The 24,449-nt window shown below is 45.7% G+C and carries 15 protein-coding genes; 7 read left to right on the top strand and 8 right to left on the bottom strand.

The window, feature by feature from the left end:
* Positions 1-23: 23 nt before the first annotated feature.
* Positions 24-1,538 carry a NarK family nitrate/nitrite MFS transporter gene (locus tag DVY93_RS04715; protein WP_198333536.1) on the bottom strand — a complete coding sequence of 505 codons (1,515 nt, stop codon included), beginning with the start codon at positions 1,536-1,538 and terminating at the stop codon, positions 24-26.
* Between the two features lie 587 nt (positions 1,539-2,125).
* On the opposite strand from DVY93_RS04715, the gene nirB reads away from it, so the two are divergent.
* Positions 2,126-4,729: a nitrite reductase large subunit NirB gene (nirB, locus tag DVY93_RS04710; protein WP_230709396.1), complete on the top strand. Its 2,604-nt coding sequence runs from the start codon at positions 2,126-2,128 to the stop codon at positions 4,727-4,729.
* Between the two features lie 54 nt (positions 4,730-4,783).
* Entirely contained in the window at positions 4,784-5,134 is a 351-nt protein-coding gene (gene nirD / locus DVY93_RS04705; RefSeq protein WP_230709394.1) for a nitrite reductase small subunit NirD, read from the top strand.
* Positions 5,135-5,208: 74 nt separating this feature from the next.
* On the opposite strand, the gene DVY93_RS04700 is transcribed toward nirD, so the two are convergent.
* From DVY93_RS04700 to hppD, 4 genes are all read right to left on the bottom strand, one after another.
* Complete coding sequence (locus DVY93_RS04700; protein ID WP_198333533.1) at positions 5,209-6,615, bottom strand: Na+/H+ antiporter NhaC family protein; 1,407 nt, start codon at positions 6,613-6,615, stop codon at positions 5,209-5,211.
* A 105-nt stretch (positions 6,616-6,720) separates the two neighbouring features.
* Positions 6,721-7,062 carry a 4a-hydroxytetrahydrobiopterin dehydratase gene (locus DVY93_RS04695; RefSeq protein WP_193006389.1) on the bottom strand — a complete coding sequence of 114 codons (342 nt, stop codon included), beginning with the start codon at positions 7,060-7,062 and terminating at the stop codon, positions 6,721-6,723.
* Between the two features lie 108 nt (positions 7,063-7,170).
* Entirely contained in the window at positions 7,171-8,082 is a 912-nt protein-coding gene (gene phhA, locus DVY93_RS04690) for a phenylalanine 4-monooxygenase (protein WP_198333532.1), read from the bottom strand.
* A gap of 225 nt (positions 8,083-8,307) precedes the next feature.
* Entirely contained in the window at positions 8,308-9,408 is a 1,101-nt protein-coding gene (hppD, locus tag DVY93_RS04685; protein ID WP_198333531.1) for a 4-hydroxyphenylpyruvate dioxygenase, read from the bottom strand.
* A 157-nt stretch (positions 9,409-9,565) separates the two neighbouring features.
* Between hppD and DVY93_RS04680 the strand changes: the two genes are divergently transcribed.
* The 4 genes from DVY93_RS04680 (at position 9,566) to DVY93_RS04665 (ending at position 14,111) form a co-directional block, all read left to right on the top strand.
* Positions 9,566-10,495, top strand: coding sequence for a LysR family transcriptional regulator (locus tag DVY93_RS04680; protein WP_230709391.1), 930 nt, complete (start codon positions 9,566-9,568; stop codon positions 10,493-10,495).
* A 165-nt stretch (positions 10,496-10,660) separates the two neighbouring features.
* Positions 10,661-11,857 (top strand): amino acid aminotransferase, encoded by a 1,197-nt coding sequence (locus DVY93_RS04675; protein ID WP_198333530.1) that lies wholly within the window; start codon positions 10,661-10,663, stop codon positions 11,855-11,857.
* Between the two features lie 280 nt (positions 11,858-12,137).
* A complete protein-coding gene (gene fahA / locus DVY93_RS04670; protein WP_230709385.1) occupies positions 12,138-13,427 on the top strand; it encodes a fumarylacetoacetase in 1,290 nt (429 codons plus the stop codon).
* A 108-nt stretch (positions 13,428-13,535) separates the two neighbouring features.
* Positions 13,536-14,111 (top strand): VOC family protein, encoded by a 576-nt coding sequence (locus DVY93_RS04665; RefSeq protein WP_193006383.1) that lies wholly within the window; start codon positions 13,536-13,538, stop codon positions 14,109-14,111.
* Positions 14,112-14,159: 48 nt separating this feature from the next.
* Here DVY93_RS04665 and DVY93_RS04660 read toward each other — a convergent pair whose 3' ends face one another.
* Entirely contained in the window at positions 14,160-15,014 is an 855-nt protein-coding gene (locus DVY93_RS04660; RefSeq protein WP_198333529.1) for an IclR family transcriptional regulator, read from the bottom strand.
* A gap of 140 nt (positions 15,015-15,154) precedes the next feature.
* Here DVY93_RS04660 and maiA point away from each other — a divergent pair, with 140 nt between their 5' ends.
* Entirely contained in the window at positions 15,155-15,799 is a 645-nt protein-coding gene (maiA, locus tag DVY93_RS04655) for a maleylacetoacetate isomerase (protein ID WP_198333762.1), read from the top strand.
* A 200-nt stretch (positions 15,800-15,999) separates the two neighbouring features.
* Here the strand turns inward: maiA and DVY93_RS04650 are convergent, their stop codons facing one another.
* Positions 16,000-22,542 (bottom strand): YadA-like family protein, encoded by a 6,543-nt coding sequence (locus DVY93_RS04650; RefSeq protein ID WP_230709383.1) that lies wholly within the window; start codon positions 22,540-22,542, stop codon positions 16,000-16,002.
* Positions 22,543-22,848: 306 nt separating this feature from the next.
* On the bottom strand, positions 22,849-24,354 hold the full coding sequence (locus tag DVY93_RS04645; RefSeq protein WP_227670182.1) for a sensor histidine kinase: 1,506 nt from the start codon (positions 24,352-24,354) through the stop codon (positions 22,849-22,851).
* Between the last annotated feature and the right edge of the window lie 95 nt (positions 24,355-24,449).

The raw sequence follows: 24,449 nt of genomic DNA, 5'->3' as shown, positions 1-24,449 counted from the left end.
TCATCCTTATTTATTTTCTCGTGCTAGCTATGACTGACTTGAATCTCAGCAAATGACCCATCTGGCATCTCTTCAATAATGACCCCTTCAGGTTCTTTGAGTAAAAACAGCGCAAAGAAACCCACCACTGCCGTCGCAGCGATGACGAAGAAAAACACTTGATAAGACACCAGACTCAGTACCGTGAGATAGACCACCGAACCAACGTTACCGTACGCACCCGTCATACCAGCGAACTGCCCCGTCATACTACGCTTGATCAATGGAATCACCGCAAAGACCGCCCCTTCTCCTGCCTGCACAAAAAACGAGCAAAACATGGTGATTAACAACGCGAGCGCAAGTGGCCATGTTGAATCAAGAATGCCCATTAACAAATACCCAACAGCCAAACCTGCTGTCAAAATCAGCAAGGTGATTTTTCGACCAAACTTATCACTGAGCCAACCCCCACCAGGACGTGACATCAGATTCATAAAAGCATAACTCGACGCCAACACGCCCGCCATAACGATCGAGAGATTAAAGGTCTCTTGATAAAACAATGGCAACATCGATACGACAGCAAGCTCTGAACCAAAAGTTGCAAAGTACAGAATATTTAAAATACCGACCTGCTTAAAGTCATACCGATGCGCGTCAGGCACAGGCGTGGTAAAGACCTCTTTATTAAAGCGATAACTGCTGATGAACTCGTAGATATACAGGACAGCAAGACCAATATAAATCAGCGTGACACTAGACTGGCTGAGCAGGCTCACGCCCGCAGGTGATAGCTTCCATGCCAACAAAGCTAGTGCCAAATACATGGGTAATTTAAACACCATCATCAGCCAAAAGTCGCCCGATGAGGTCACCATCATAGCGCCCGACTTTTTGGGTTTAAAGTAAGTCGCACCCTTAGGCGTGTTTCGCGCCATCTTATAAAAAATCACACTATAAAGCGCCATCACCACACCTGACACGGCGGTGGCATAACGCCAGCCTTCATCGCCCCCAAAGATCGCTGCCGCTATAATCGCCACGGTGGGTAGTAGTAATGCCGCTGCGGCTGAACCAAAATTGCCCCAACCCCCATAAATCCCTTCCGCCGTGCCCAGCTCATTGGTTGGGAACCAATCACTCATCAAACGAATACCAACCACAAAACCTGCGCCAACAAACCCCAATAAAAAACGGGACAACGCCAAGGTGTTGTAATCTTGCGCGAACGCAAACGTAAAGCAAGGAATCGCACCGATAGCCAAAATCGCCGTATAGACAAGACGCGGGCCGAAACGATCGGTCAACATACCGATAATGACACGGGCTGGGATGGTCAACGCCACGTTCAATATCAGAAGCGTTTTGACTTGGTCTTTTGTGAGACTCAATGTCTCACCAATCGCGGATAAAAACGGAGCGTGGTTAAACCACACAAAAAAGGTCAGAAAAAACGCCATCCAACCTAAGTGAAGAATTTTATTTTTACCTGAAAAAGATAAGACGTTTAGCTTGTCTGGGGTAGAGGCAACAGGGGTCGATGATGACGATGACATAGGCAGCGGCTTCCTTAAATGGTTAACTTCTCGGTTATTGCAAAGCGTCAAATGTTCAAAAAAAATCCATTAAGACAGTTAAGGCGGTGCAATGGCTATGCCAGTTGTGGTAATAAATTGCGTTTTTAAAATGAGCAAGGGTTTTAAGGCAGAGCTACAACGCCTGCTTGCTAAGCTTTTACGACGCTTTTACCACGGCACTAAAACTTTATGACCCTTTTTATAAGAACCAAAAAAAGAGGAGAAAAACAAAAGCAGTGTTTTGACCTACCCACAACGAGAGAACCCAAATTGGGGCAACGTAATCTCTATGTTGGTGCATTTGTATCTTATGGAGGCATTGATAGAAAACTTATAATCGACATTATGATCAGCAACACAGACAGAGGCATCTTTTTTTCTTTTGCCTCTGTTAAATTTCTCAGAAACCTTAATAAGCATACTGTTTGCCCTTGTCTTTTACTCAACCGCTTATAACGGCGTGCCTCAAGAAATACACAAGAATAAAGTTGCTTGGCACAATTATTGAATGCTCTGTATGAGTAGGCATCTAAATGTCATTTATCAGCTATATAGAGGACAGACGCATGAGTAGCACTACAATAGGCACAAAAAACACAAACACAGAAAGTAAAGGCAACTTAGTCGTGATTGGCAACGGCATGGTCGGTCATCATTTTGTTGAGAGAGCCATTGAGCAAGGCTTGCATGAACAATTTGAGATTCATGTATTTGCAGAAGAGGACCGCCCTGCTTATGACCGTGTGTATTTGTCCAGTTATTTTGAGCACAAAGATGCCAGCAAGCTAAACCTAGTCGATTTAACCACTTATGATTCATCAAAAATACAACTGCATTTAAACCAGCGAGTTGTGGAGATCGACTCGATCAATCAATCTATAACCACGCAAGCTGGCGAGAAAATTGAGTACAGTGAGCTGGTACTAGCAACAGGATCGTATCCTTTTGTACCACCGATTCCCGGTCGTGAGCATCCGCACTGTCATGTGTATCGTACAATTGCAGATTTGGACGAGATTTTGGCCATTGCTGAATTACCCAAAGTCAAAAAAGGCGTGGTGGTTGGTGGCGGACTACTCGGACTAGAAGCGGCAAAAGCGCTGGTTACCCTTGGCCTTGATACGTATGTGGTCGAGTTTGCCCCGCAGTTGATGGGGGTTCAGCTTGATGCGGCAGGTGGCGAGATTTTAAAGCGTAAAATCGAGGCGCTGGGCGTCACAGTCCTAACAGGCAAAAACACCCAAGACATTGTTTCTAATACAGATAGTGCAGACAGTGATGCCAATTATCTCACCATGCAATTTACCGATGGCAGCTCATTAGATACCGATATGATTGTGTTTAGTGCGGGTATCAGGCCGCAAGATGGCATAATAAAAAACAACCCTGAATGCGGGATTACCATGGGAGCACGAGGTGGTATTTTGATCGATGAGCAATGTCGCACCAATGCCGAGCATGTCTATGCCATTGGCGAATGCGCGGTGTGGAACAATCAAGTCTTTGGCTTGGTCGCACCCGGTTATAGCATGGCGAGCATTTGTGCCGCCCAAATTGCCGGCAATCAGGAACAAAGATTTACGGGCGCTGATATGAGCACCAAATTAAAACTGATGGGCGTTGATGTCGGTAGTATTGGCGACGCGCATGGTGCTGCTGACAACAGTCTAAGCTACCTGTACCAAAACCCTGCCGAAGGTATTTATAAGAAGCTTGTCACCACAGCGAACAATAAACGTTTGCTTGGTGCCGTGTTGGTCGGTGATACCGAAGATTATAATAACTTGCTGCAGTTGTATCTCAATGACATTGATCTGCCAGCGCATCCCGAAAGCCTGATACTACCCAACGTCGAAAAACCTATGATGGGCATCGACAATTTGCCCGATACCGCCACGATTTGCTCTTGTTACAACGTATCGAAGGGGGCGATTTGCTGCGCAGTCGAAAACGGCGCGTACTCGATTTCTGACATAAAAACCGTAACGAGTGCCGGCACAGGCTGCGGCGGTTGTGCGCCAATGGTAAAAGACACCGTGAGTTACCAACTCAAAACGCTTGGTTTTGAGGTCAACAACGACTTATGCGAGCACTTTGCTTATTCTCGTCAAGACTTGTACAGCTTGATTCGCGTTCATGGTATCAGAACTTTTGATGAGCTGCTGAAGGAGCATGGTCGCGGTCATGGTTGTGAGATTTGCAAACCGACCGTTGCCTCTATTTTGGCGTCGTGCTGGAATGATTATGTGCTCAAGCCTGAACTAACCCCGCTACAGGACAGCAACGATTACTACTTGGGCAATATCCAAAAAGACGGCACTTATTCAGTCGTGCCGCGCGTACCGGGTGGTGAGATCACAGCGGACAAGCTCATCGTGCTGGGGCAAGTCGCAAAAGAATTTAATTTATACACCAAAATCACAGGCGGACAACGTGTGGACTTATTTGGTGCACGTATGGAGCAGCTGCCTGATATCTGGACACAATTGGTGCAAGCAGGCTTTGAGACTGGTCATGCCTATGGTAAATCGCTACGCACCGTGAAGTCTTGCATCGGTAACAACTGGTGCCGGTATGGCGTCGATGACAGCATTGGTCTGGCGTTAAGATTAGAGGATCGCTATAAAGGCGTGCGTTCACCGCACAAGATTAAGATGGGGGTGTCAGGTTGTATGAGAGAGTGTGCTGAAGCGCAAAGCAAAGACTTTGGCATGATTGCGACCGAAAACGGCTGGAACTTATTCGTCTGCGGTAATGGCGGTATCACGCCGCGCCACGCCGAGCTGTTCGCAACCGACCTCGATACCGAAACCCTAGTCAGATACATCGACCGCATCATTATGTTTTATATCAAAACAGCCGACAAGCTCCAGCGCACTTCAAAATGGCGCGAAAGTCTAGACGGCGGGCTTGAGTACTTACAAGCGGTTATTATTGAGGACAGCTTAGGGATTGCCGAGGAGCTTGAAGCACAGATGGCGCTGCTCATCGAAAATTACGTCTGTGAGTGGGCTGAGACGATTAACGATACCGAAAAGCTCAAACGCTTCCGTCACTTTGTAAACAGTGAGCAAGGCGATGACAACGTCGTGTTTGTGACCGAACGCGATCAAATCCGCCCCGCCACGGATGCTGAAAAATCGGCCATTCAAGTGGTGGAATTGGCTTAATTAGAGACCAGCAGAACACTTTACTAACGCGACCATACTCAAGGATAACGCTCCATGAAACAGCACACTATTTGCCGCCTGAACGACATCATTCCTGACACAGGCGTTTGCGCACTGATAGAGGGCAAACAAATTGCCATCTTTCGCACCAAAAAAAACGACCTCTTCGCCCTTGATAATTATGACCCATTCAGTCAAGCCAACGTGCTGTCTCGCGGTTTGATTGGTGGCACAATGATTGTGAATGAGACGGGCACAGACGAAGAAGTGCTTTATGTCGCCTCGCCTATTTATAAACAGCGCTTTAACCTTGCCACAGGACAGTGCTTAGACGATGGAAATGTAACGCTGGCTGCTTATCAAGTGGCGTTAAACAACGATACTGTCATGCTGCAAAGCTTTTAAAAAACTTGGGCGCGCCCTCATTGAAGACACGCCCTAGTTGTTTGAGATAAAGACTTTATTGATGTAAAAATCTCTTACACTGCTTTAACTGGCTCATGACGTTTTACCCGACTAATCGTTAGTCCTGTAAAACCAAACAGTATCGTCAGTAGTAGCGACAAATAACAGAAGAACGCGTAAGGCAAATAGTCAAGCACAGGCACGCCTAACGCTTGGCTGATAAACACACCGCAGACACTCCAAGGCACGAGTGGATTGATGACTGTACCTGCATCCTCAATGGTGCGAGACAGATTTTTGGGATGTAGATTTAAGCGCTCGAATGTGGGACGAAAAGCAGTACCAGACAACAAGATACTTAAATACTGCTCACCAATCAGCACGTTGATACTGAGTGCTGACATCGCAGCGGCAAATATGGCACGTCCTGACGTGGTTAATGTGTGTTTTATACCTGATAATAGGGCTGGCAAAATACCTAATGCGGTCAAAAGCCCACCAAGACTTAATGCCAGTATCACAATCGCTTGAGTAAAGAACATACTTTGCACACCGCCGCGCGACAGCATACCCCCAACCTCTCCAAGCTCTAATGAAGCGGCGGGCGCATAGCCTGCAAATAGATAGCCACCCAATTGCCCAAAGCTTGGCGAGCTATGCAAGTAAGTAATGATAAGAGCGGCAGCGATGGTACAAATAATCGTGTAGATGGCATTGACGCGAAAAACCGCTAACCCAACCAGTACCACAAAGGGCAACACCGCATATCCGTGCACCAAGCCACTTTCAATCAGCTGGCCTTGCAATACGGTCACTTGACTGAGATCAGAACCTGCCGTCTGCCCTGAGAAAAACCAAAAAATAATGACTGTCAGTATCCACGCTGGTACGGTGGTGTACATCATATTACGAATGTGCTCAAACAAATCGATGCCCACCACAGAGGAGGCTATCGTACAAGTATCAGATAACGGCGACATCTTGTCTCCAAAAAACGCACCCGAGACGACCGCACCAGCCGCAATCGCAACATTGGCATCAAAGGCGTTACTCATACCAATAAACGCCACGCCTAACGTTGCCGCTGTCGTCAAACTACTGCCCAACGCAATACCGATAATAGACGTTAATACAAAAGCGGAAATATAATAATATTCAGGGGATATCAACTGAAAGCCGAAATACATCAGCGTTGGAATGGCACCTGACATCATCAAGGCGGCGACCATCAGACCGATGAAGAAGAATAAATATATCGCACCAATACCCCGCATAACCCCTGATGCCATTTGCAGTTGCATTTCATCAAAGCTCAAGCCTTTAAACAGACCAATAGCCAGTAGAACGCAGATAGCGAGTATGAGCGATAAATGAGGCACCCAGCCAAAACCAATCATGGTAACGCCCATAATGGCAATGACAATGGCAGAAATCATAAATGCCAGTTGAGGTGAAATTTGGGTTAATATTTTTGGAGGCATCACACATCCTTAGAGCGCCAGCGTAATCTGGCGTTAGATTGAATTTAAATATTGAATTTAAGTGGAGGCAAGTTTAATGAGTTTGTTTGGCGATTACCAATCGGATTATTGATCAAATAAGCCATCGGTCTTAGCCGCCATGACAAAGTCATTACGGTGCAAACCTTTAATACTGTGCGACCACCACGTTACGGTCGCTTTGCCCCACTCGACTAGGATGCCTGGGTGATGCCCTTCTGCTTCGGCTATTTCTGCCAGTTGATTGGCAAATGCCATCGCCTTAACGAAGTTTTTAAATTTATATTGTCGTTGTAACTGTTTGATGCCATCGACTTCAATCAATGACCAATCTGGTATTTGTTGTAACAGCACGCGTGCCTCAGTCTCATCGACTGTCGGTGCGCCAATACGGCACGCTTCGCAGCTGCCTTGTGATAACTCAGTCATCATAATATCCTTATTTTAACGATTGTTTTTTTAATACACATATACCTGTGTCGATGTCGGTTTACCCTTCTCTAAATATTTAACACGCCAAAACTATTTTTTAGGCCACTAACTGGTTTTAACTGAATATGTAGGCTGGAACAATCCGAGTGTGCGGGCTTGCTTGATTACGCCCATGATGTCACTATCGACGATGTCAAATAGCGTATCTAAATCGTCGATGATGTAGTAAATTGGCTGAATTTGATCGATACGATACGGCGTACGTAATACATCCAATAAATCAAAGGCTCGATACTCTGGGCCGTTTTTTGGCTCATCACTCAGCGCGTAGATCGTCTCAGAAGGTGAGCTTAGAATGCCGCCGCCATAGATTCTGCGATCTTCACGGCGGCGCCCAACCAAACCAAACTCAATGGTAAACCAATAGAGCCGTGCCAAAAACCACCTTTCTTCTTTAGTCGCATTAAGACCAAGCTTGCCATAAGTCTCATTAAACGTTGCAAACGCAGGATGGGTCAGCAGCGGGCAATGTCCGACGATTTCATGAAAAATGTCAGGCTCTTCGATATAATCCATGTCTTCAAATCGACGGATAAAAGTCGCCACAGGAAATCGCTTATCAGCCAGCAGTTTAAAGAATTTGCCAAAGCTGATTAATGCAGGAACAGCCGCTGTCCTCCAGCCTGTGGTCGCTTGTAGTACTTCATCAATGTCACTTAGCTGCGGTATGTGCGTGGTGGGGAGATTTAACTTCGTTAAACCTTCTATGTAGGCTGAGCAAGCACGATTGGGGATTTGATCGGCTTGACGCGCAAGCAGTGCTTGCCACATGGCATTGTCATCATCACGGTAATGAATATAACCATGGCTATCTGGTTGATGTGAGATGTAAGGTGGCTTTTTATGAGTGGCGTCGTCATGAGTAGACGCATCAGTGCCTATAGCCTCGACTTTAGAGATGAGTGTGTCATTCACACTGACTGTGTTGTGAGCAGTGGTATGTTGTTGGCGTTCCATGCCTATACTCCTTTTATTGCGATCAATCTTTTACTTTGCGATTAGTAAGTTTTTGATATGAGTAACGTTACGACCAGCGACCTACATATCAATCACTGACTTATCACTCACTTATTTCAGTTACCTTATTGGTAAGTAAAAGGTTGATAGGGACAAGACAAACTCCTTTTGCCCTGCCCATTTATCATGTTTAAAAGATTTACTGAGTTAAAGCCTGACTGAAAACTACGGCGTTTCCGTTTCTTGTTGACCAACCGTGCCGCGGCGTACTTGATCGCGCTCGATGGATTCAAACAGCGCTTTGAAATTACCTTCACCAAAGCCTTCTTCGTAATCGCCTTTACGTTGGATAAATTCGAAAAACACGGGGCTACCCAAGATGGTTTCAGAGAAAATCTGTAGCAATAGACGTGGTGTGCCGCTTTCAGTCGTACCATCTAGCAAGATACCGCGCATTTGTAACTCAGAAACATTCTCGCCGTGGCCTGGTAGGCGCTCATCAAGCATCTGATAGTAACTATCATTTGGCGCCGTCATCAGCGGAATACCAGCGGCTTTTAACTTATCGATACTAGCAAACAAATCATCACAGGCTAAGGCAATATGCTGGATACCTTCACCATTGAAATGCATTAAATACTCTTCGATTTGGCCACCGCCCTGCTTTGACTCTTCGTTCAATGGTATACGGATTTTGCCATCAGGCGCGGTCATGGCTTTACTGGTCAGACCTGTGTATTCGCCTTTGATATCGAAATAGCGGATTTCACGGAAATTAAAAATACGCTCATAAAAGTTTGCCCAATAAGCCATGCGACCACGGTACACATTGTGGGTTAAATGATCGATAACCTTAAAGCCATGCCCAATCGGGTTTCTATCAATATCAGCAAAAAACTCAAAGTCGACGTCATAGATAGACTCACCATCTTTATAACGGTCAATTAAGTAGATCAGCGAGCCGCCGATGCCTTTGATAGCAGGTAGTCTCAGCTCCATCACGCCTGTTGGCACGTCTACTGGCTGAGCGCCCATCTCAATGGCACGCTCGTAGGCTTTTTGAGAATCTTGTACGCGAAACCCCATACTACAAGCACCCGCACCGTGCTCTTCAACGAAGTAGCTGGCTTGACTTTTTGGCTCACGGTTTAGGATAAGATTGATGTCACCTTGACGGTACAAAGCGACGTCTTTTGAACGATGGTTGGCCACATGCACAAAGCCAAGCTGTTTAAATAACGCGTCGACCGCGTCGGGTTTAGGGGAGGCGAATTCAACAAAATCAAACCCATTTAGGCCCATTGGGTTGTCAAATAAATCTGCCATTGTCATCATCCTTAATTTCAATTGGTGGTATAAAACACAGTAAAATAGTATAAAAAAGTACTTTCAATCAATAATTCTTATTGACGATGTATTTATATTAGATTAGCTTTATTTATAAGACTAATTGTTTTTTATGATTTATTTATCAGGTTTACTTATGAATATCAGCATTCGCCAATTAACCGCTTTTATCAACGTCGCTGACAACGGCAGTTTTACTCGTGCCAGCGATCAGATGCATTTGACCCAATCTGCCGTCAGTGGCTTGATTAAAGAGCTAGAATCCAGCCTCGGTATCGTGTTATTTGACCGTACGACCCGCCAGCTGTCTTTGTCAGCCGTAGGACGGCATTTATTACCGCAAGCTCGGCGCATCTTGAATGAGATGCAACTGTTTGAAAATGAGGCCAGTAGCTTGACAAGCTTAGCGCAAGGGCAAGTACGGCTTGCCGTTTCACAGTTTGCAGCTTCCTCTATGCCAGCAGTCATCGCCCAATTTGCCAAGAAGCATCCTGAGATTAGTGTGTCGTTATTGGATTGTTCGGCAGAAAATTTGCTCAGACACATTCAAGATATTGAAGTGGATTTAGGGGTTGGTACTGAGCTTGGTTTTATGGAGACTGAGGACGATATCAGCGCCGATTTGTTGTACCAACTACCGTTTTGTGTGGTCACACCGGATAACCATGCGTTGGCGCAAAAATCTGAAATCACTTGGCAGGACTTACTGGGTATTCCGCTGATCACGCTGCAAGGCCCCTTTATCGAGCAAGTAACGGCAGAGCTGGATGACAGGGTTGCGACCCATATCCAGCAAGCTCGCTACAAAGTAAATTTTATGTCCACCGCCCTTGAGATGACCCGCCAAGGCTTTGGTATCACCTTGTGTCTGCCCTATATGCCTGAGGTCATTGACTGGGTCAGCGCCAACGGCTTACAAATGAGGCCATTGATGCAACCTTTTAAAATGCGTCAATTTTTTATATACCAACGCTCTTCTAGAGCGATGTCCCCTGCCACCATTGCCTTTAAGGCATTCTTGCAGACCTATTTTTCTAGCCATTTTAATGACTTACAACGTGTCTAAGTGTTGTCCACTCAAGCGTGACTCGCGCTTATATACGTCTAAAAAAAATAATTTTAGCCCACTATTTGGTTAATTATTCAAGATAACTGAATCTCATATTGAGTTAACCGTCAATTTGCTCTATGATTTTTGCCGGTTCGATTTATATTTCTATAAGGAAGCAACATGTTTGAACGTATCGACTATTACGCTGGTGATCCAATTTTAGGGCTGATGGAAAAATTTTTGGCGGATAACAACCCCAATAAAGTCAACTTAGGCATTGGTATTTACTATGACGAAAACGGCGTACTGCCTGTACTCGACTGTGTAAAAACTGCCGAACAACGCATTGCAGACCCTATCGCTCCTCGCCCGTACCTCCCTATGGCAGGCTTGCCAGGACACCGTAAAGGCTGTCAGGAGCTGCTCTTTGGTAAAGACGCTCAAATCTTAAAAGACGGTTTGGTGGCGACTATCGCAACGATCGGTGGTTCTGGTGCCCTAAAAGTCGGCGCTGAATTCATCCATGACTGGTTCCCGCAAGCTAAGTGCTACGTGAGCGATCCTACGTGGGGCAACCACATTGCCATCTTTGAGGGCTCTGATGTTGTCGTTGGCAAATATCCGTACTACGACAAAGCCAATAGTAGTGTCAAGTTTGATGAGATGATTGCGTTCTTTGAGACGTTGAATAAAAATGATGTGGTCTTGCTCCACCCTTGCTGCCACAACCCAACGGGTATGGATTTGACCCGTGAGCAATGGGATACGGTACTAAACGTGATTCAAGCGCGTGAACTGATTCCATTTATGGATATTGCTTACCAAGGCTTTGGCGAAGACATGGACAGCGACGCTTATGCCATTCGTAAAGCCGTCGATATGGGTTTGCCATTATTTGTCAGCAATTCCTTCTCTAAAAACTTATCGCTGTATGGCGAGCGTGTTGGTGGTTTATCGGTGGTTTGTCCAACCGTAGACGAAACCGAGCGTGTATTTGGTCAACTAAATGCTACCGTACGCCGTATCTACTCAAGCCCACCGTCACACGGTGGCCGCGTCGTCGATATCGTGATGAATGACGAAGCGTTACACGAACAGTGGGTTGGCGAAGTGTATGCGATGCGTGATCGCATCAAAGCCATGCGTTTCAAGCTCAAATCCGTGTTAGAAGCCAAAATTCCTAACCGCGACTTTGATTATATTACCCGTCAAAATGGGATGTTCAGCTTTACCGGCTTAACACCTGAGCAGGTCGAACGTCTACAAAGCGAGTTTGGTATTTATATGGTCTCTAACTCACGCATGTGTGTGGCTGGCTTAAACACCAGCAATATCGATTATGTTGCCAATGCGATGGCAGACGTTTTAAAAGACTGATTCGGTTTTGTAGCCAATGACATGGCTTAGAAAAAACAGATAATAACAGACAAGGCTGAGCAATTTAGTTGCTCAGCCTTTTTTATGCGCGGTGTTTTTTATGCACGGTGTTTTCTCAACTAATAAAAGTGAATAGCAACCCACCACATCCGCCCTGCGTAACACGAGTGATAAAAACTCTGCATAAAAATCCTTGCAATATACGCCTCTATAAATTACATTATTCATAAGTGGTTAACTATAACGTAATTTATTATTCATTCTTAGCAAGGAGCCCCTCATGTCAACGACTGACACCGCCCTCACCTCGTTTATCGACATCGCGAGCGATTCTGATTTCTCTATTCATAATCTGCCTTATGGCATTTTTAGCGACACTACCGATGGCAAACGCCGCGCTGGTGTGGCCATTGGCGAGCAAGTATTGGATCTGTCTGTCATCGAAGCAGAAGGTTTGTTAAATTTAGAGGGTGGTTCCTATTTTGATCAACCCACCCTAAATGCTTTTATTGACTCTGGTCGAAATAACTGGACCCAGGCCCGTCACACCATTCAATCACTGCTATCTAGTGACAATGACACCTTACGTGACAACGCAGACTTGCAGAAAAAAGCCCTGTTTAAGCAAGCAGACGTCACCATGCACCTGCCTGTGCAAGTACCAGGCTTTACAGATTTTTACTCTTCTAAAGAGCACGCAACCAATGTGGGTACTATGTTCCGTGACCCGAACAATGCGCTCCTCCCTAACTGGACTGAGATGCCAGTTGGCTATAACGGCCGTGCTAGTACAGTTATCGTGACTGGTACAGATGTTGTACGCCCATCGGGTCAGCTAAAACCAAATGCCGATGAGCGCCCTGTTTTTTCAGCCTGTAAGCGTCTGGATTTTGAGCTTGAGACCGCTTTTGTCGTCGGTAAAGGCAATAATATTGGTCAACCGATTGCAGTAGATGATGCTTTTGCGCACATCTTTGGCATGGTTTTGCTCAACGATTGGTCAGCCCGTGACATACAAAAGTGGGAATACGTGCCTTTAGGCCCATTTAACGCCAAAACGTTTGCCTCAGAAGTGTCCCCTTGGATTGTGACCATGGATGCGTTGGCCCCTTTCAAAACCTCATGTCCAACCCAAGAGCCAAAACCGCTTGCTTATCTGAACGAAAAAGACACGGATAATAGCTTTGATATCAATCTATCGGTAGAGCTACTACCTGAAAATGCTGAGAGCGCCACGGTGGTTTGCGAAACCAACTTTAAATACATGTACTGGTCAATGGCTCAGCAGCTCACCCACCACACCATCACTGGCTGTAAAGTAGAAGTGGGTGACATGATGGGCTCAGGTACCATTTCAGGTTCAACGCCTGACTCTTATGGCTCAATGCTAGAGATCGCTTGGAACGCCACCAAACCCGTCACACTCAAAGGTGGCGAGACCCGCAGCTTTATCGAAGATGGCGATACCGTGATCATGAAAGGCTATAGCGAAAAGAACGGCATTCGTGTCGGTTTTGGGGAAGTACGCGGCAAAGTATTACCCGCTATCAACTTTGATTTTGACAAATAGTATTGACACATAAAACAGGCGTGCAATGAATCAAACCGAGCTACCAGTCATCTCACTTCCTGTACTGGTGGCTTGTTGAGTGACACGCCTTATCAAAAGGAGTTTGATATGAGCTTTAAAATTGAAAAAATCCATCATGTGGCCTACCGCTGCAAAGACGCCAAAGAAACCGTTGAATGGTATCAAAAACATCTAAATATGGATTTTATCCTCGCATTCGCTGAAGATCATGTACCCTCGACCAAAGCCTTTGACCCTTATATGCATGTCTTTTTAGACGCGGGTAATGGCAATGTTTTGGCGTTTTTCGAGGTGCCCAATCAACCAGAGATGGGCTTTGATCCCAATACACCAAACTGGGTTCAGCACTTGGCACTCAAGGTTAAAGATCGTGAAGAGTTGCTGGTGGCTAAAGATCATTTAGAAAAAACGGGGATCGATGTGATCGGGGTGACCAATCATGGTATCTTCCATTCTATTTACTTCTTTGATCCCAACGGTCACCGCTTAGAGCTGACCTATGACGACTCCGCTTCCGAATCAAAAATTTCTATGATCACCGAAGAGATGAAGCAAGAGATGCTTGATGAGTGGGCACGTACCAAACGCGCACCAACGCATACTCAATTTTTGCATGCTGAAGAATTGGCTGAGGCACGCGAGGTAGTCCCTGTCGGTGAGTAAGCCTCACTTGATGCACCCTACTCCCTAAGGTAGCGCCTGTGTTCTTGGCTATGCCACTTGATACCGCTGCGCTATCGCTATTATTTGCTCAACCACGTTACGTTGTTTACTCATTGGTAGCTGCTCTGTGGTTCCGATGATTGTAATGGCGTACTCTAGTGGCAAGCTTTCGACAGAGGGCTTGTCATTGCTAAAGGGCTGAGAAGCCGTAATACTGGTAAGTGGGGGCAAGATTATAGGTACTGTGATGGCATTGATACCCATCAACATATCGCCCGTGACGGTCGCATAACCTTGGGTGCGAATCTTAGCTTGCAGTTGGGTAAAATTTTGCCATTTATCGGCTATTACCGCGTCATTTTTTGTCTGCCACTCTGCCATGACCAATGGCTTAACAATCTTGTCAGGTTGATAGCTCGCAAACAACTGTCCTGTCGCCGAGGTCGTCAGCGGCATACGTGAACCAATACGTGTAATAATGCTAATTGGGCTGTCCGGCTCAACAGATTGTATGATGATAGGGCCTTCACTAAACCATTTAGCGATTTGTACCCCGCAGTTGAAAATGTCTTTTATTTCACTAGCAACCTGCGTGAGACGCTCCAATACATTGTTTTGATTGTATCCTGTGTGCCCCAACGCTGCCAAGGCATTGACCCTCTCGCCTAGTCCATAGCGGCCATCGCTAAGCTTACGGGCGTAGTCTTTACGAATGAGACTGACTAAATAACGATGGCACTTTGCCGGATGCATCTGCATCACTTGGCCGATGTCCTTTAGCATCATAGGCTCGTTGTGCTCAATGAGAACATCTAATATCGACAGTCCAATCTCGAGTGACTGCACGCCACTTTGGTTTTTGCTCGTGGCAGAGTTATCTATAAGGCTTTTGGCTACTGGCATGGGTTGCTCGATTAAATATCAATTAAATAAAAACGTGACTCAGTAATACTTGTCGTTGACTGTGTGAAATAAGCTTGGTATCAATCATTATAACGTCTTATTCTACAGTCAACATACCACAATAAAAGGAATTAATAATGATGAAACTTTACGGCTACTTTCGTAGCAGCACCTCTTACCGTACTCGTATCGCCTTGAATTTAAAAGGCTTAGATTACGATAATATCACCGTTAATCTGGCGCAAGATGAGCAGCTAGAGAAAGCGTTTCAATCCATCAATCCTCAAGGATTGGTGCCTGTTCTGCAAGCTGACGACTTATTGTTGTACCAAAGTCCGGCTATTTTAGAGTGGCTGGAGGAAGTCTATCCTGAAAATCCCTTATTACCTAAAGACCCAGCTGGTCGTATGCACGTGCGCGCTATGAGCGCCATGATTGGCTGTGACATTCACCCAATCAACAACCGTCGTATCTTACAGTATCTACGCCATGAGTTGTCAGTAGATGAGAAGGAAGTGATGGCATGGTGCAACCGCTGGATGAGTGAGGGGTTCGCCGCTTTAGAGAAACGCCTAGCGACCGATAAAACTCGTGGAAAATTCTGCTACGGTGACAGCCCTACTTTTGCAGATTGCTATTTGGTTCCGCAAGTCTCTTCTGCTCACCGCTTTAAGGTGGATCTTAGTGCTTATCCTAATATCGTCGACATCGATACGCATTGTCGCACGCTAAAAGCATTTGCAGACGCTGATCCTACGGTGCAACCTGATGCGCCAAAAGCCTAATAAGTCTCAAAGCATTCCTGTAATGAGTGTCTAACGCCAGTGGAAACCAATGGGAAAACGAATAGCCACTTAAGAAAATTTTTTATTCTCTGTCTAAATGCGTTAAACCCTATCTCTTTAATCCATAAAAAAGCAAGACAGCGACTGTCTTGCTTTTTTGTGTCTTGTTAATCATCTTAATACTTGGCGCGGCTGCTTACTCAGTCGAAATGGAAGCCTGCACCGATCGAGGCACCTGCATTGCCTTGCGTATCTGCGGTACCGCTTAGCTTCATGACCCAACGACCGTCATTAGATAGTTTAGAGAAGCCGATAGCAACGGCGCTTTCTCCATTGTACGTACCCACACCGCCTCCTATCATCGACTTACCTGAAATATAGGCTTGTGGTAGTGAGGACATCGCCATGGCGGCTGAAATACCCGCGTTTGCATCGTCTTCAACTTCACCAATTTTATAGCCTAATTGATTCATGTTGTCACCTAGTCTTCTACTAACCGCATCTAATTGACCGAAGTTCACGGCGTCTCGAGCTTCTACCCCATCAGCAACACCAGTCATACGCTGATTGCCTGCATATAGACCTTGAGCGGTCATACTTGGACCATCTTGCATACTAATACCGTTGCTGTTGATAACCGTCGTACCAGCGGTCACACTATCTACGTTAATGTTACCATTCAAGTCAAATTTGATGCTACTGCCCTCTGCGGTGGTCGTTATGTTGTTACCACCTGTGAAGCTTAAGACGCTAGCATCCCCGACTGGTTTGTTGATATTAGCACCACTGTCTGCCCCAAAATTGAGACCAGCATCGAGCCTGTCCTTATTGGCCGCGATGTTTGTAGTATTGGTGCTGATATTGGTGGTGTTAGTGGCAATATTAGTGGTGTTAGTGGTGATCGCCGTGGTGTTATTTTGTACGTTTTCATTGATTGCAATCGTACCTTGTCTGATAGAAGCAATCGCACCATCAATATTGCCTTGACCGGTCCCGCCGATATTACTATTGGTAAAAGTACCATCTAGCGGATTGTAGACGGTATTACCGCCAATAATGCTGCTGATACCACTGCCTTGTGCATAGAGCTGACCACCGTTGATGGCATCTTGGCTGCCTGCTGTCACCGCACCATTTTGAACATTGGTAATCTTGTTATCAGCGGCATCAATGCCACTTTTAGTGACGCTCGGACCACCCGCAATAGTGAGACCGTTATCGTTGATAATGGTATCACCCGCTGTGACGCTAACCACGCTAATATCTGGATTTAAATCAAAGCTGATATCATTCGGGCCAGCAGGTACCGCCGCCGCACTTGCACCTATAGCAGCATTATTGACTAACGTTCTAGACACTTTAATGTTGCCATCTTTGCTATTCATATCAACCGTGCTTCCTTGTCTGACCATGGTAGCAATATCACCTTGAGCTGTGACCCCCCAACCTTGATCTAAAGCAACGGCGACTTCGTTTAATTGCCCGACGTTTACGGCATCAGTGTCTAGAGTGCCTTTACCGACATTGCGGATTGGGTTTCCACCATTGTCTAAACCACGGCTGCTCAGCAAGACCGTTCTACCAAAGCCATTATCAACAAAGGTAAAACCTGTGCTGTTCATGATGCTATCCCCTATCTGCATACGACCATCGTCGCCCAAGTCCAATTGGTTGTTGAGACGAACCTGAACACCAGTGGCAGAAGCAACGGTAGTAAGATTACTATCACCGGTCACATTGATGGTATCTCCTAAGGCGAATTGCTGGTCGTTGGCGCTATTGCCATCACCAATTTTGATGCCTTTAGCGATGTTTTCGTTAGTCTTAAATAACTGACGACCGTTCACTGCGTCCTGACTAGTAGTGCTCAACAATCCATCAGCCACATTCGTGATTTTATTGTTGCCATTGTTAAGCCCATTGTTCGTCAGCGCCACTTGGTTGTTATCACCGTTATATAAAGTGATACCCGCATTATTAACCTGAGTATTACCAGTGGTGACACTTCCTGTATCACCAAGGTTAATATCTTTAGCCAACCTGACAGTTAACGTATCAGCGCCATTAGCGGTGACACTAATGTTTTTCGTCGCTGGATCAGCATCGATAGTATCGCCACCTTTAACCGTGAGCTTTTGACCAAGCTTGCGGTTGACGTCAGTCCCACTATCCCCGCCAAAGTTTAAGCCTTTATCCACTGTGGTAGTCGTGGCTTGTAATTGACCAAAGTTCACGGCATCGCTATCTAACACACCGGCAGCAACCCCTTTGATCTGATTACCACCATTGTCAAGACCGGTGCTGCTCAGTCTGACGGTACTGCCTTCTAGGAAGCTGACACCACCAGTGTTTACCAAGGTGTTGCCTGTAGTCACTTCGGTAAAGGCAACCTTGTCCTTTGTAGACACTTTAATACCATTGTCCTCAGCGGTGAGAACAATATTATCCCCTGTTAGGAAATTGGCAGTATTGTCTGTTTTATCCAGAGTTTTGACATTTTGACCATCAATCTGTGTGATGACAGTCTGTATAGCGCTGTCCGCTTTTACTAGACTGGCTTTGCTGGATTCACTCAAGTCCACTGCGTAGTCAGTCATGTTATTGGTATCCGTAGTAGAACTTACCTCTACTGCAGCAGAACCTGCTGAGGTTTTAGAACCCTTGGCATTAACGGTATACACATCTTGACCGTTATCACCTGTCGACTTCGCAACATCAGCAACGTTAGTACCTGCAACCACTTCTGTTTTAGCAGCGGCAGTTGAGCTGTTCAGCTGACTGACATTGACAGCGTCTTTGTCTAAGACACCCGCTTTGACGTTTGTAACTTTCTTATTACCCGCATTGATACCAGTAGTCGTCATGCTTGGTCCACCGTCAATGTTAAGACCGCTACTAGATAGAACGGTAGTAGAGAATGGGTTTGATACAGTAACACCCAAACTACTAACTCTCGTGTTAACGAGGGCATTACCTGTTCTAACACCTAAGCCATCAACGGTTGTATTTAATAAGGAATTACCTGTTGTGAGACCAGAACGATCAAGCGTCGTTGTCCTTCCTAGTCCGAAAGGAAAACTCGAACCCATCTTAACGCTACCGTTGCTGCCTAAATCAAGATCGTTATTAAGCTTGACTTCTATTTTGCCATTTCTTACTCTTGTGTCGATGTTGTCATTAGAACCAACTACCTCAACTTGCTCTCCTAGCTGTTTCATTACCGTTTGACCATCAGCAGCTTTTAAACCAAAGCCTTGGTTAACCTTAGTATTGGTTTCAAATAACTGACTGCCATTGACTGCATCGGTGCTAGCTTCGCTTATATCGCCCGCAGCGACGTTAGTCAGTGTGACTGGGGAGGTTGAACCCATGCCACCTAGTGTTACACTAGTTTTGGCTAAGTTATTATACTGCACTGAATTATCTGCTTTAATCAGACTGTCTTTAGTATCTTGACTTAAATCAACCGCGTAATCAGTTAAGTTAGTGGTATCAGTAGCGGCGCTTACTGTTACTGCTGAAGAGCCTGCTGAGGTTTTAGTGCCATTGGCATTAACGGTATACACATCTTGACCGTTATCACCTGTCGACTTCGCAACATCAGCAACGTTAGTACCTGCAACCACTTCTGTTTTAGCAGCGGCAGTTGAGCTGTTCAGCTGACTGACATTGACAGCGTCTTTGTCTAAGACACCCGCTTTGACGTTTGTAACTTTCTTATTACCCGCATTGATACCATTAGACTTAGTAATACTTGGGCCATTGAACATGCTTAGACCATCACTGGTCAACGTTGCATTAGATAATGGATTTGTACCTGTTACCGTCACACCAAGTCCACTAACTGTAGTCACACCGCCCATTGCTAGACCACCTGTGACCATGCCCAAGCGATTAACTTGAGTGCCACTAAAGATATTACCTGTACTGATACTGCCGTTGCTGCCTAGATCAAGATCATTATTGAGCTTGACTTCTATTTTGCCATTTCTCACTCTTGTGTCGATGTTGTCATTAGAGCCGACGACTTCTACCGCTTGACCTAATGATTTTTGTACGACATAACCATCAGCAGCTTTTAAACCAAAGCCTTTATTGATAGTAGTCGTGTTACTTTCGACGGCTTCATTCGTCGCATGCAACTGGCTGCCGTTAACAGCATCGGTACTGGTTGCGTTGACAGCGCCTGCGGCGACGTTAATGATCTGACGTTCATTACCAACTGAACCAACACTCATTACCCCTACTGGCGCTGAGCCTGCATAAGTATAAGGCGTTCCGTTAATAATAATTCCAGTTTCAGTGGTGGCAGCACGATCAGTAGATAAATTGCCTAGCACAATACTGTTGTCTTGAGTGGTTTTAACCTCGTTACCTAGAACAAAAGTATTGTCGTTACCAACCGTATTGTCATTACCCATCACGTAACTGCCTGAGCCAGTGATGGTGTTAGGATCACCAAATGCACCTGAATTGTTGCCTGTTACGTCATTCTCAGTCCCTATGGCGATTGAGTTAGCACCGCTCACTGTATTGCCTTTACCTATCGCTATCGACTCTTTACCGTCCACTACACTTCGATCGCCTAGAGCAACAGAACTAACGCCATTTGCTTCTGAACTAAAGCCCATAGCCGTTGCCCATTGTTTAGTTGCCTTAGAGCCAACACCAACTGCGGTGCTTTGTACTGCACTAGCGAGCGTACGCGAACCAATAGCCGTACCTGTCAGAGTAGTAGCTTGCGCACCTTCACCTAAAGCCACTGAACGCTCGCCTAAGGCTTTAGCATTGACACCAATCGCTGTCGCATTTTTATTAGTAGCTTCAGCTTTAAAGCCAACCGCTGATGCGTTTGCACCTACAGCTTTAGAGAAGCCGCCTAACGCTAAAGCACCATCACCATCCGCTCGAGAGCGACGACCTAGTGCTGCACTATCTTCGCCTCGCGCACTAGCAGTAGGGCCAACAGCTGTCGCACCTAAACCATCTGCACTACTCTTGACACCTAGCGCAACTGATTCGCCACCTTTAGCCTTAGCCTCAAAACCTGACGCCAAACTGCTACGGGCTGTTGCTTCTGCACCAGCACCAAAGGCACTAGCCTGAATACCGTTTGCAAACGCATTCTCTCCAACAGCGGTTGAACTATCACCGTTTGCATTAGCATTAGAGCCAACCGCAAGAGCATCAATGCCTGTGACTGACGTGGTGTATGGCTGGGTACTGCTAGAGCGAATAGGGAAATCAATGCCAGCAACGATCGTATCTAATGCTTTGAGCTGGGCCACGTTCACTGCATCACTGTCTTGACTACCGGCAGCGACATTGACGATCTGACGAGCACCGCCCTCAATACTGCTTCCTACTGAAACAGCACCGTAATCTGCGCCGCTTTGTGTCGCTGTGATGGCGGTGGTCGCTCCCATACTTGCGCCTGTTGGAACATAGCCATCTGCGCCGCCTGCCACATTAGCCACTGAACCTGCACCAAGTGCGACTGATCCTTTTTCACTTGCTGAAGCACCGATACCAAAGGCAGAAGACGCGACACCAGATGAAGAGGACTGTATGCCAATAGCGGTAGATAGTGCACCTTCAGATAGCGACTTTGCCCCAATAGCTATGGAGGCGGCACCACCTGACTCAGTGTTTACCTTATAGCGCGGCGTTTCAACCAAATCACGACCTGTATAGGAGAAGAAAGTAGTATTGACATCGCCGCCATTGAGTGTGGATGCTGAGGTCCCATTGATATTGGCTTTTGAGGCATCATCTAGATCATCGCCTCCAATAGCGATAGAAGACGCACCTTTTGACACGACGTTTGCACCGATAGCGATAGACTGTTGTCCACTAGCTACGGTGTTCTGCCCACTCTCTCCGCTACCAATAGCGATGGCTTGACCACCCGTAGCAGTTGCATTGCCGCCCATAGCCATAGCATTCGGTCCGGTTGCGCCATCGTTATTGGCATTACCAGTAGCGGTTGAATTGACACTATAGTACTTGGTTTTGTTGGCAGCGACGGTATTGGTTAAACTATGCAGTTGTGAGCCATTAACCGCATCTTTACTACTAGCATTAATCAACCCGTTAGCTACATTAATTACCTTGTTATTGCCATTATTTAAGCCGCTACTACTCAAAACGACATTATTGGCTACACTACTAGCCGTGATTTTGATACCAGAGTTGTCGACTAAGGTATCGCCAGTTTTGAGGCTGCCATCAGCACCAAGATCGATATTTTGAGCTAGTTTGATGGTTAAAGTATCACCTGTACCAAAGACACCAATGTTGCCATTCGTTAGCGGTCCTGTTGCACCGCCTAAGATATTGAGTGTCTCACCATCACTGCGTGTAATAGTTGTAGCATTATCCCCTTCAAACTTTAGCGCTATTGAACCTCCTGAGCCACCAGAGTTAGAATTATTGTTGTGACTGTTGTTACCAGGGCTATGACTGTGGACACCATGACTGCCGTGGCTATGACTATAGTTACCCTCATGATGATTGTCAGTACCTGTCGCATTGGTTTGCATACCAAAACCAGCAGCCAGCAGTCCTAGTCCAATAGCACTTAGGCGTAATTTATTGACAGAAGCCAGATTAGACGTTGTATTGATGGTAGCGTTAGAGTTAACACTAGATTTGGAAGATTTGCCGCGTCCCTTTGCATATTCACCGACTGCGGTAAAACAACTTAAGGCTTCATTCCAGATGACTTTATAGATGCGGTTCATGATATGTACTCCCTTACAGATTTGTCAGATTTGAAAAAATCAGAGATAAAATCTATCTTTCAGAGAGTCGATATCACAAAATAAAACGGGGTATAAGCTTATAATCCTATCGCCTTTTTTAGGCGGTCATTTGCATTAAAGTTAACAAGACGTTTTTTCTTGTAAGTGTTTATCACCCTCTCTATATATTAGTATTACCGAATATATAGAGAGTAACAATGCAGCCTATCCGATGATTAATACCACTTATCGGTTATATTCTTATAAATGAATATAATGTTTTTAGCCTTTATTGTCTGTACGAACTTACCTTCCGTGTCTCATAGGCAGTACTATCTGCACCGTCAATCCTTGTACGCCATCTTGGCGATTATAAACATTGATATATCCCTTATGTGCCATCACCACAGCGTGGACAATTGCTAACCCCAGCCCATAGCCCCCAGTTTCTCGGTGACGGGCAGAATCAAGGCGTACAAACGGTTGAAAAATACGCTCTAGATCTTTATCTGCAATGCCGCCGCCTGCATCTGTTATATTGATTTGAATAGCAGGTATCTTATTAGCCACCTCTATTTTTTTAACGTCAGCCATCACCACTGAATCAGAGGCCGTGTGCATAAAAGCATTGCGGATGACATTTTCAAGGGCACTGTGCAACTGTTCTTGATTGCCAAGCACCGTCCAAGAAGTTATTGGAGAATTTTTTGATGAAAATTTGGGTGATTGCCATTGCCAGCTCACGTTTTTATGTTGAAACTCAAAACAAACATCTTGTCCAATCTCACTGATAATCTCAGAGATATCGACCGCTTCACTCTCTAGACTATCGACAGTGTATTGCTGCATTTGTAAAGATTGGATATGAATGATCTGTCCAATCAACTCATTCATACGTGTAGATTCTTTATCAATGCGATCAAGGTAACGGCTGGCATTAGGAGCAAAGTCGCGAGTCAGCTCAGTGGCAACTTCCAGACGCGCCAATGGCGAGCGTAGCTCATGTGAGATATCACTTAACATCTGCTTGCGTGCCAGCTCACTCTCAGCCAAGCGCGTGGACAGTTTGGCCACATCTTTGGCCAATAACCCCAACTCATCATCCCCCATTTTGGATAGATTTGGTTGAGCCTGATAGTCGCCGTCAATCATACGGTGCACCGTGTGTTGGACACGGCGAATGCGCCGAGTCAGCGTACGACTGAGCCAGACACAGACTAAGACACTAAAAACAATAATCAATAACAAACGTATCGGAAAGTTGCCACGTTGCAGCTCTATCACATCTGAGAAACGCAAATGTGGGCGCAGCTGTATAATGACTGTCTGCTTGTCTGGCAACACAACTGTCACGTCAGCCAATTCAGGGCGATTATCAGGGTCAGCTAACGTAGCGCTACGCGGTACCATTGGGGATAGAATATGGTTTAAAACAGACGGCTTATCACGCGACACACCATCGTCGTCTTTCGACTTTTTAATAGTATCCAATTTGGACATGGCTGGTACTGACTGTGCGGTTTGTATGGATGACGAATCTATCGTTTGATTATCCTCTTGCATACGCTCTTGCCTGCGCTGCTCACCCCTATCCAGATAGCGCGGAAACATGATGGCCCCTTGCTCATCATAGACTCTAACCTGACTCATCAGCCAACGGTCTTGACGATACATCTGCCTGACTGTCGTCAAATCTCCAGCTTGTAACGCGTCAACCATCTCCTGACGCTTAATCAGTAAACGGTCAATTTGCACATCCATGCGAGCCGTCAGCTCTTTCTCAACCAGCCAACGCTCCACTATAATAGACAAAACAGAGGTCATTAAAATCGTCAATAACAGACTTAAAAATAGACGCCAAAAAATGGTGACTCGTACCTTAAATATAGGCGTTTTCATCATTGAAT

It is taken from the genome of Psychrobacter sp. CCUG 69069 (assembly GCF_021023115.1).
Classification (GTDB): Bacteria; Pseudomonadota; Gammaproteobacteria; order Pseudomonadales; family Moraxellaceae; genus Psychrobacter; species Psychrobacter namhaensis.
This window is presented reverse-complemented; position numbering and strand designations above follow the sequence as displayed.

Excerpts from the sequence above, each read along its gene's own strand:
- DVY93_RS04695 (WP_193006389.1), bottom strand. The coding sequence starts at position 7,062 with ATGACTGAGTTATCACAAGGCAGCTGCGAAGCGTGCCGTATTGGCGCA.
- fahA (WP_230709385.1), top strand. The coding sequence starts at position 12,138 with ATGTCAACGACTGACACCGCCCTCACCTCGTTTATCGACATCGCGAGC.
- DVY93_RS04700 (WP_198333533.1), bottom strand. The coding sequence starts at position 6,615 with ATGCCTCCAAAAATATTAACCCAAATTTCACCTCAACTGGCATTTATG.
- DVY93_RS04675 (WP_198333530.1), top strand. The coding sequence starts at position 10,661 with ATGTTTGAACGTATCGACTATTACGCTGGTGATCCAATTTTAGGGCTG.
- DVY93_RS04665 (WP_193006383.1), top strand. The coding sequence starts at position 13,536 with ATGAGCTTTAAAATTGAAAAAATCCATCATGTGGCCTACCGCTGCAAA.
- DVY93_RS04715 (WP_198333536.1), bottom strand. The coding sequence starts at position 1,538 with ATGTCATCGTCATCATCGACCCCTGTTGCCTCTACCCCAGACAAGCTA.
- DVY93_RS04650 (WP_230709383.1), bottom strand. The coding sequence starts at position 22,542 with ATGAACCGCATCTATAAAGTCATCTGGAATGAAGCCTTAAGTTGTTTT.
- nirB (WP_230709396.1), top strand. The coding sequence starts at position 2,126 with ATGAGTAGCACTACAATAGGCACAAAAAACACAAACACAGAAAGTAAA.
- maiA (WP_198333762.1), top strand. The coding sequence starts at position 15,155 with ATGAAACTTTACGGCTACTTTCGTAGCAGCACCTCTTACCGTACTCGT.
- DVY93_RS04660 (WP_198333529.1), bottom strand. The coding sequence starts at position 15,014 with ATGCCAGTAGCCAAAAGCCTTATAGATAACTCTGCCACGAGCAAAAAC.
- phhA (WP_198333532.1), bottom strand. The coding sequence starts at position 8,082 with ATGGAACGCCAACAACATACCACTGCTCACAACACAGTCAGTGTGAAT.
- DVY93_RS04680 (WP_230709391.1), top strand. The coding sequence starts at position 9,566 with ATGAATATCAGCATTCGCCAATTAACCGCTTTTATCAACGTCGCTGAC.
- nirD (WP_230709394.1), top strand. The coding sequence starts at position 4,784 with ATGAAACAGCACACTATTTGCCGCCTGAACGACATCATTCCTGACACA.
- hppD (WP_198333531.1), bottom strand. The coding sequence starts at position 9,408 with ATGGCAGATTTATTTGACAACCCAATGGGCCTAAATGGGTTTGATTTT.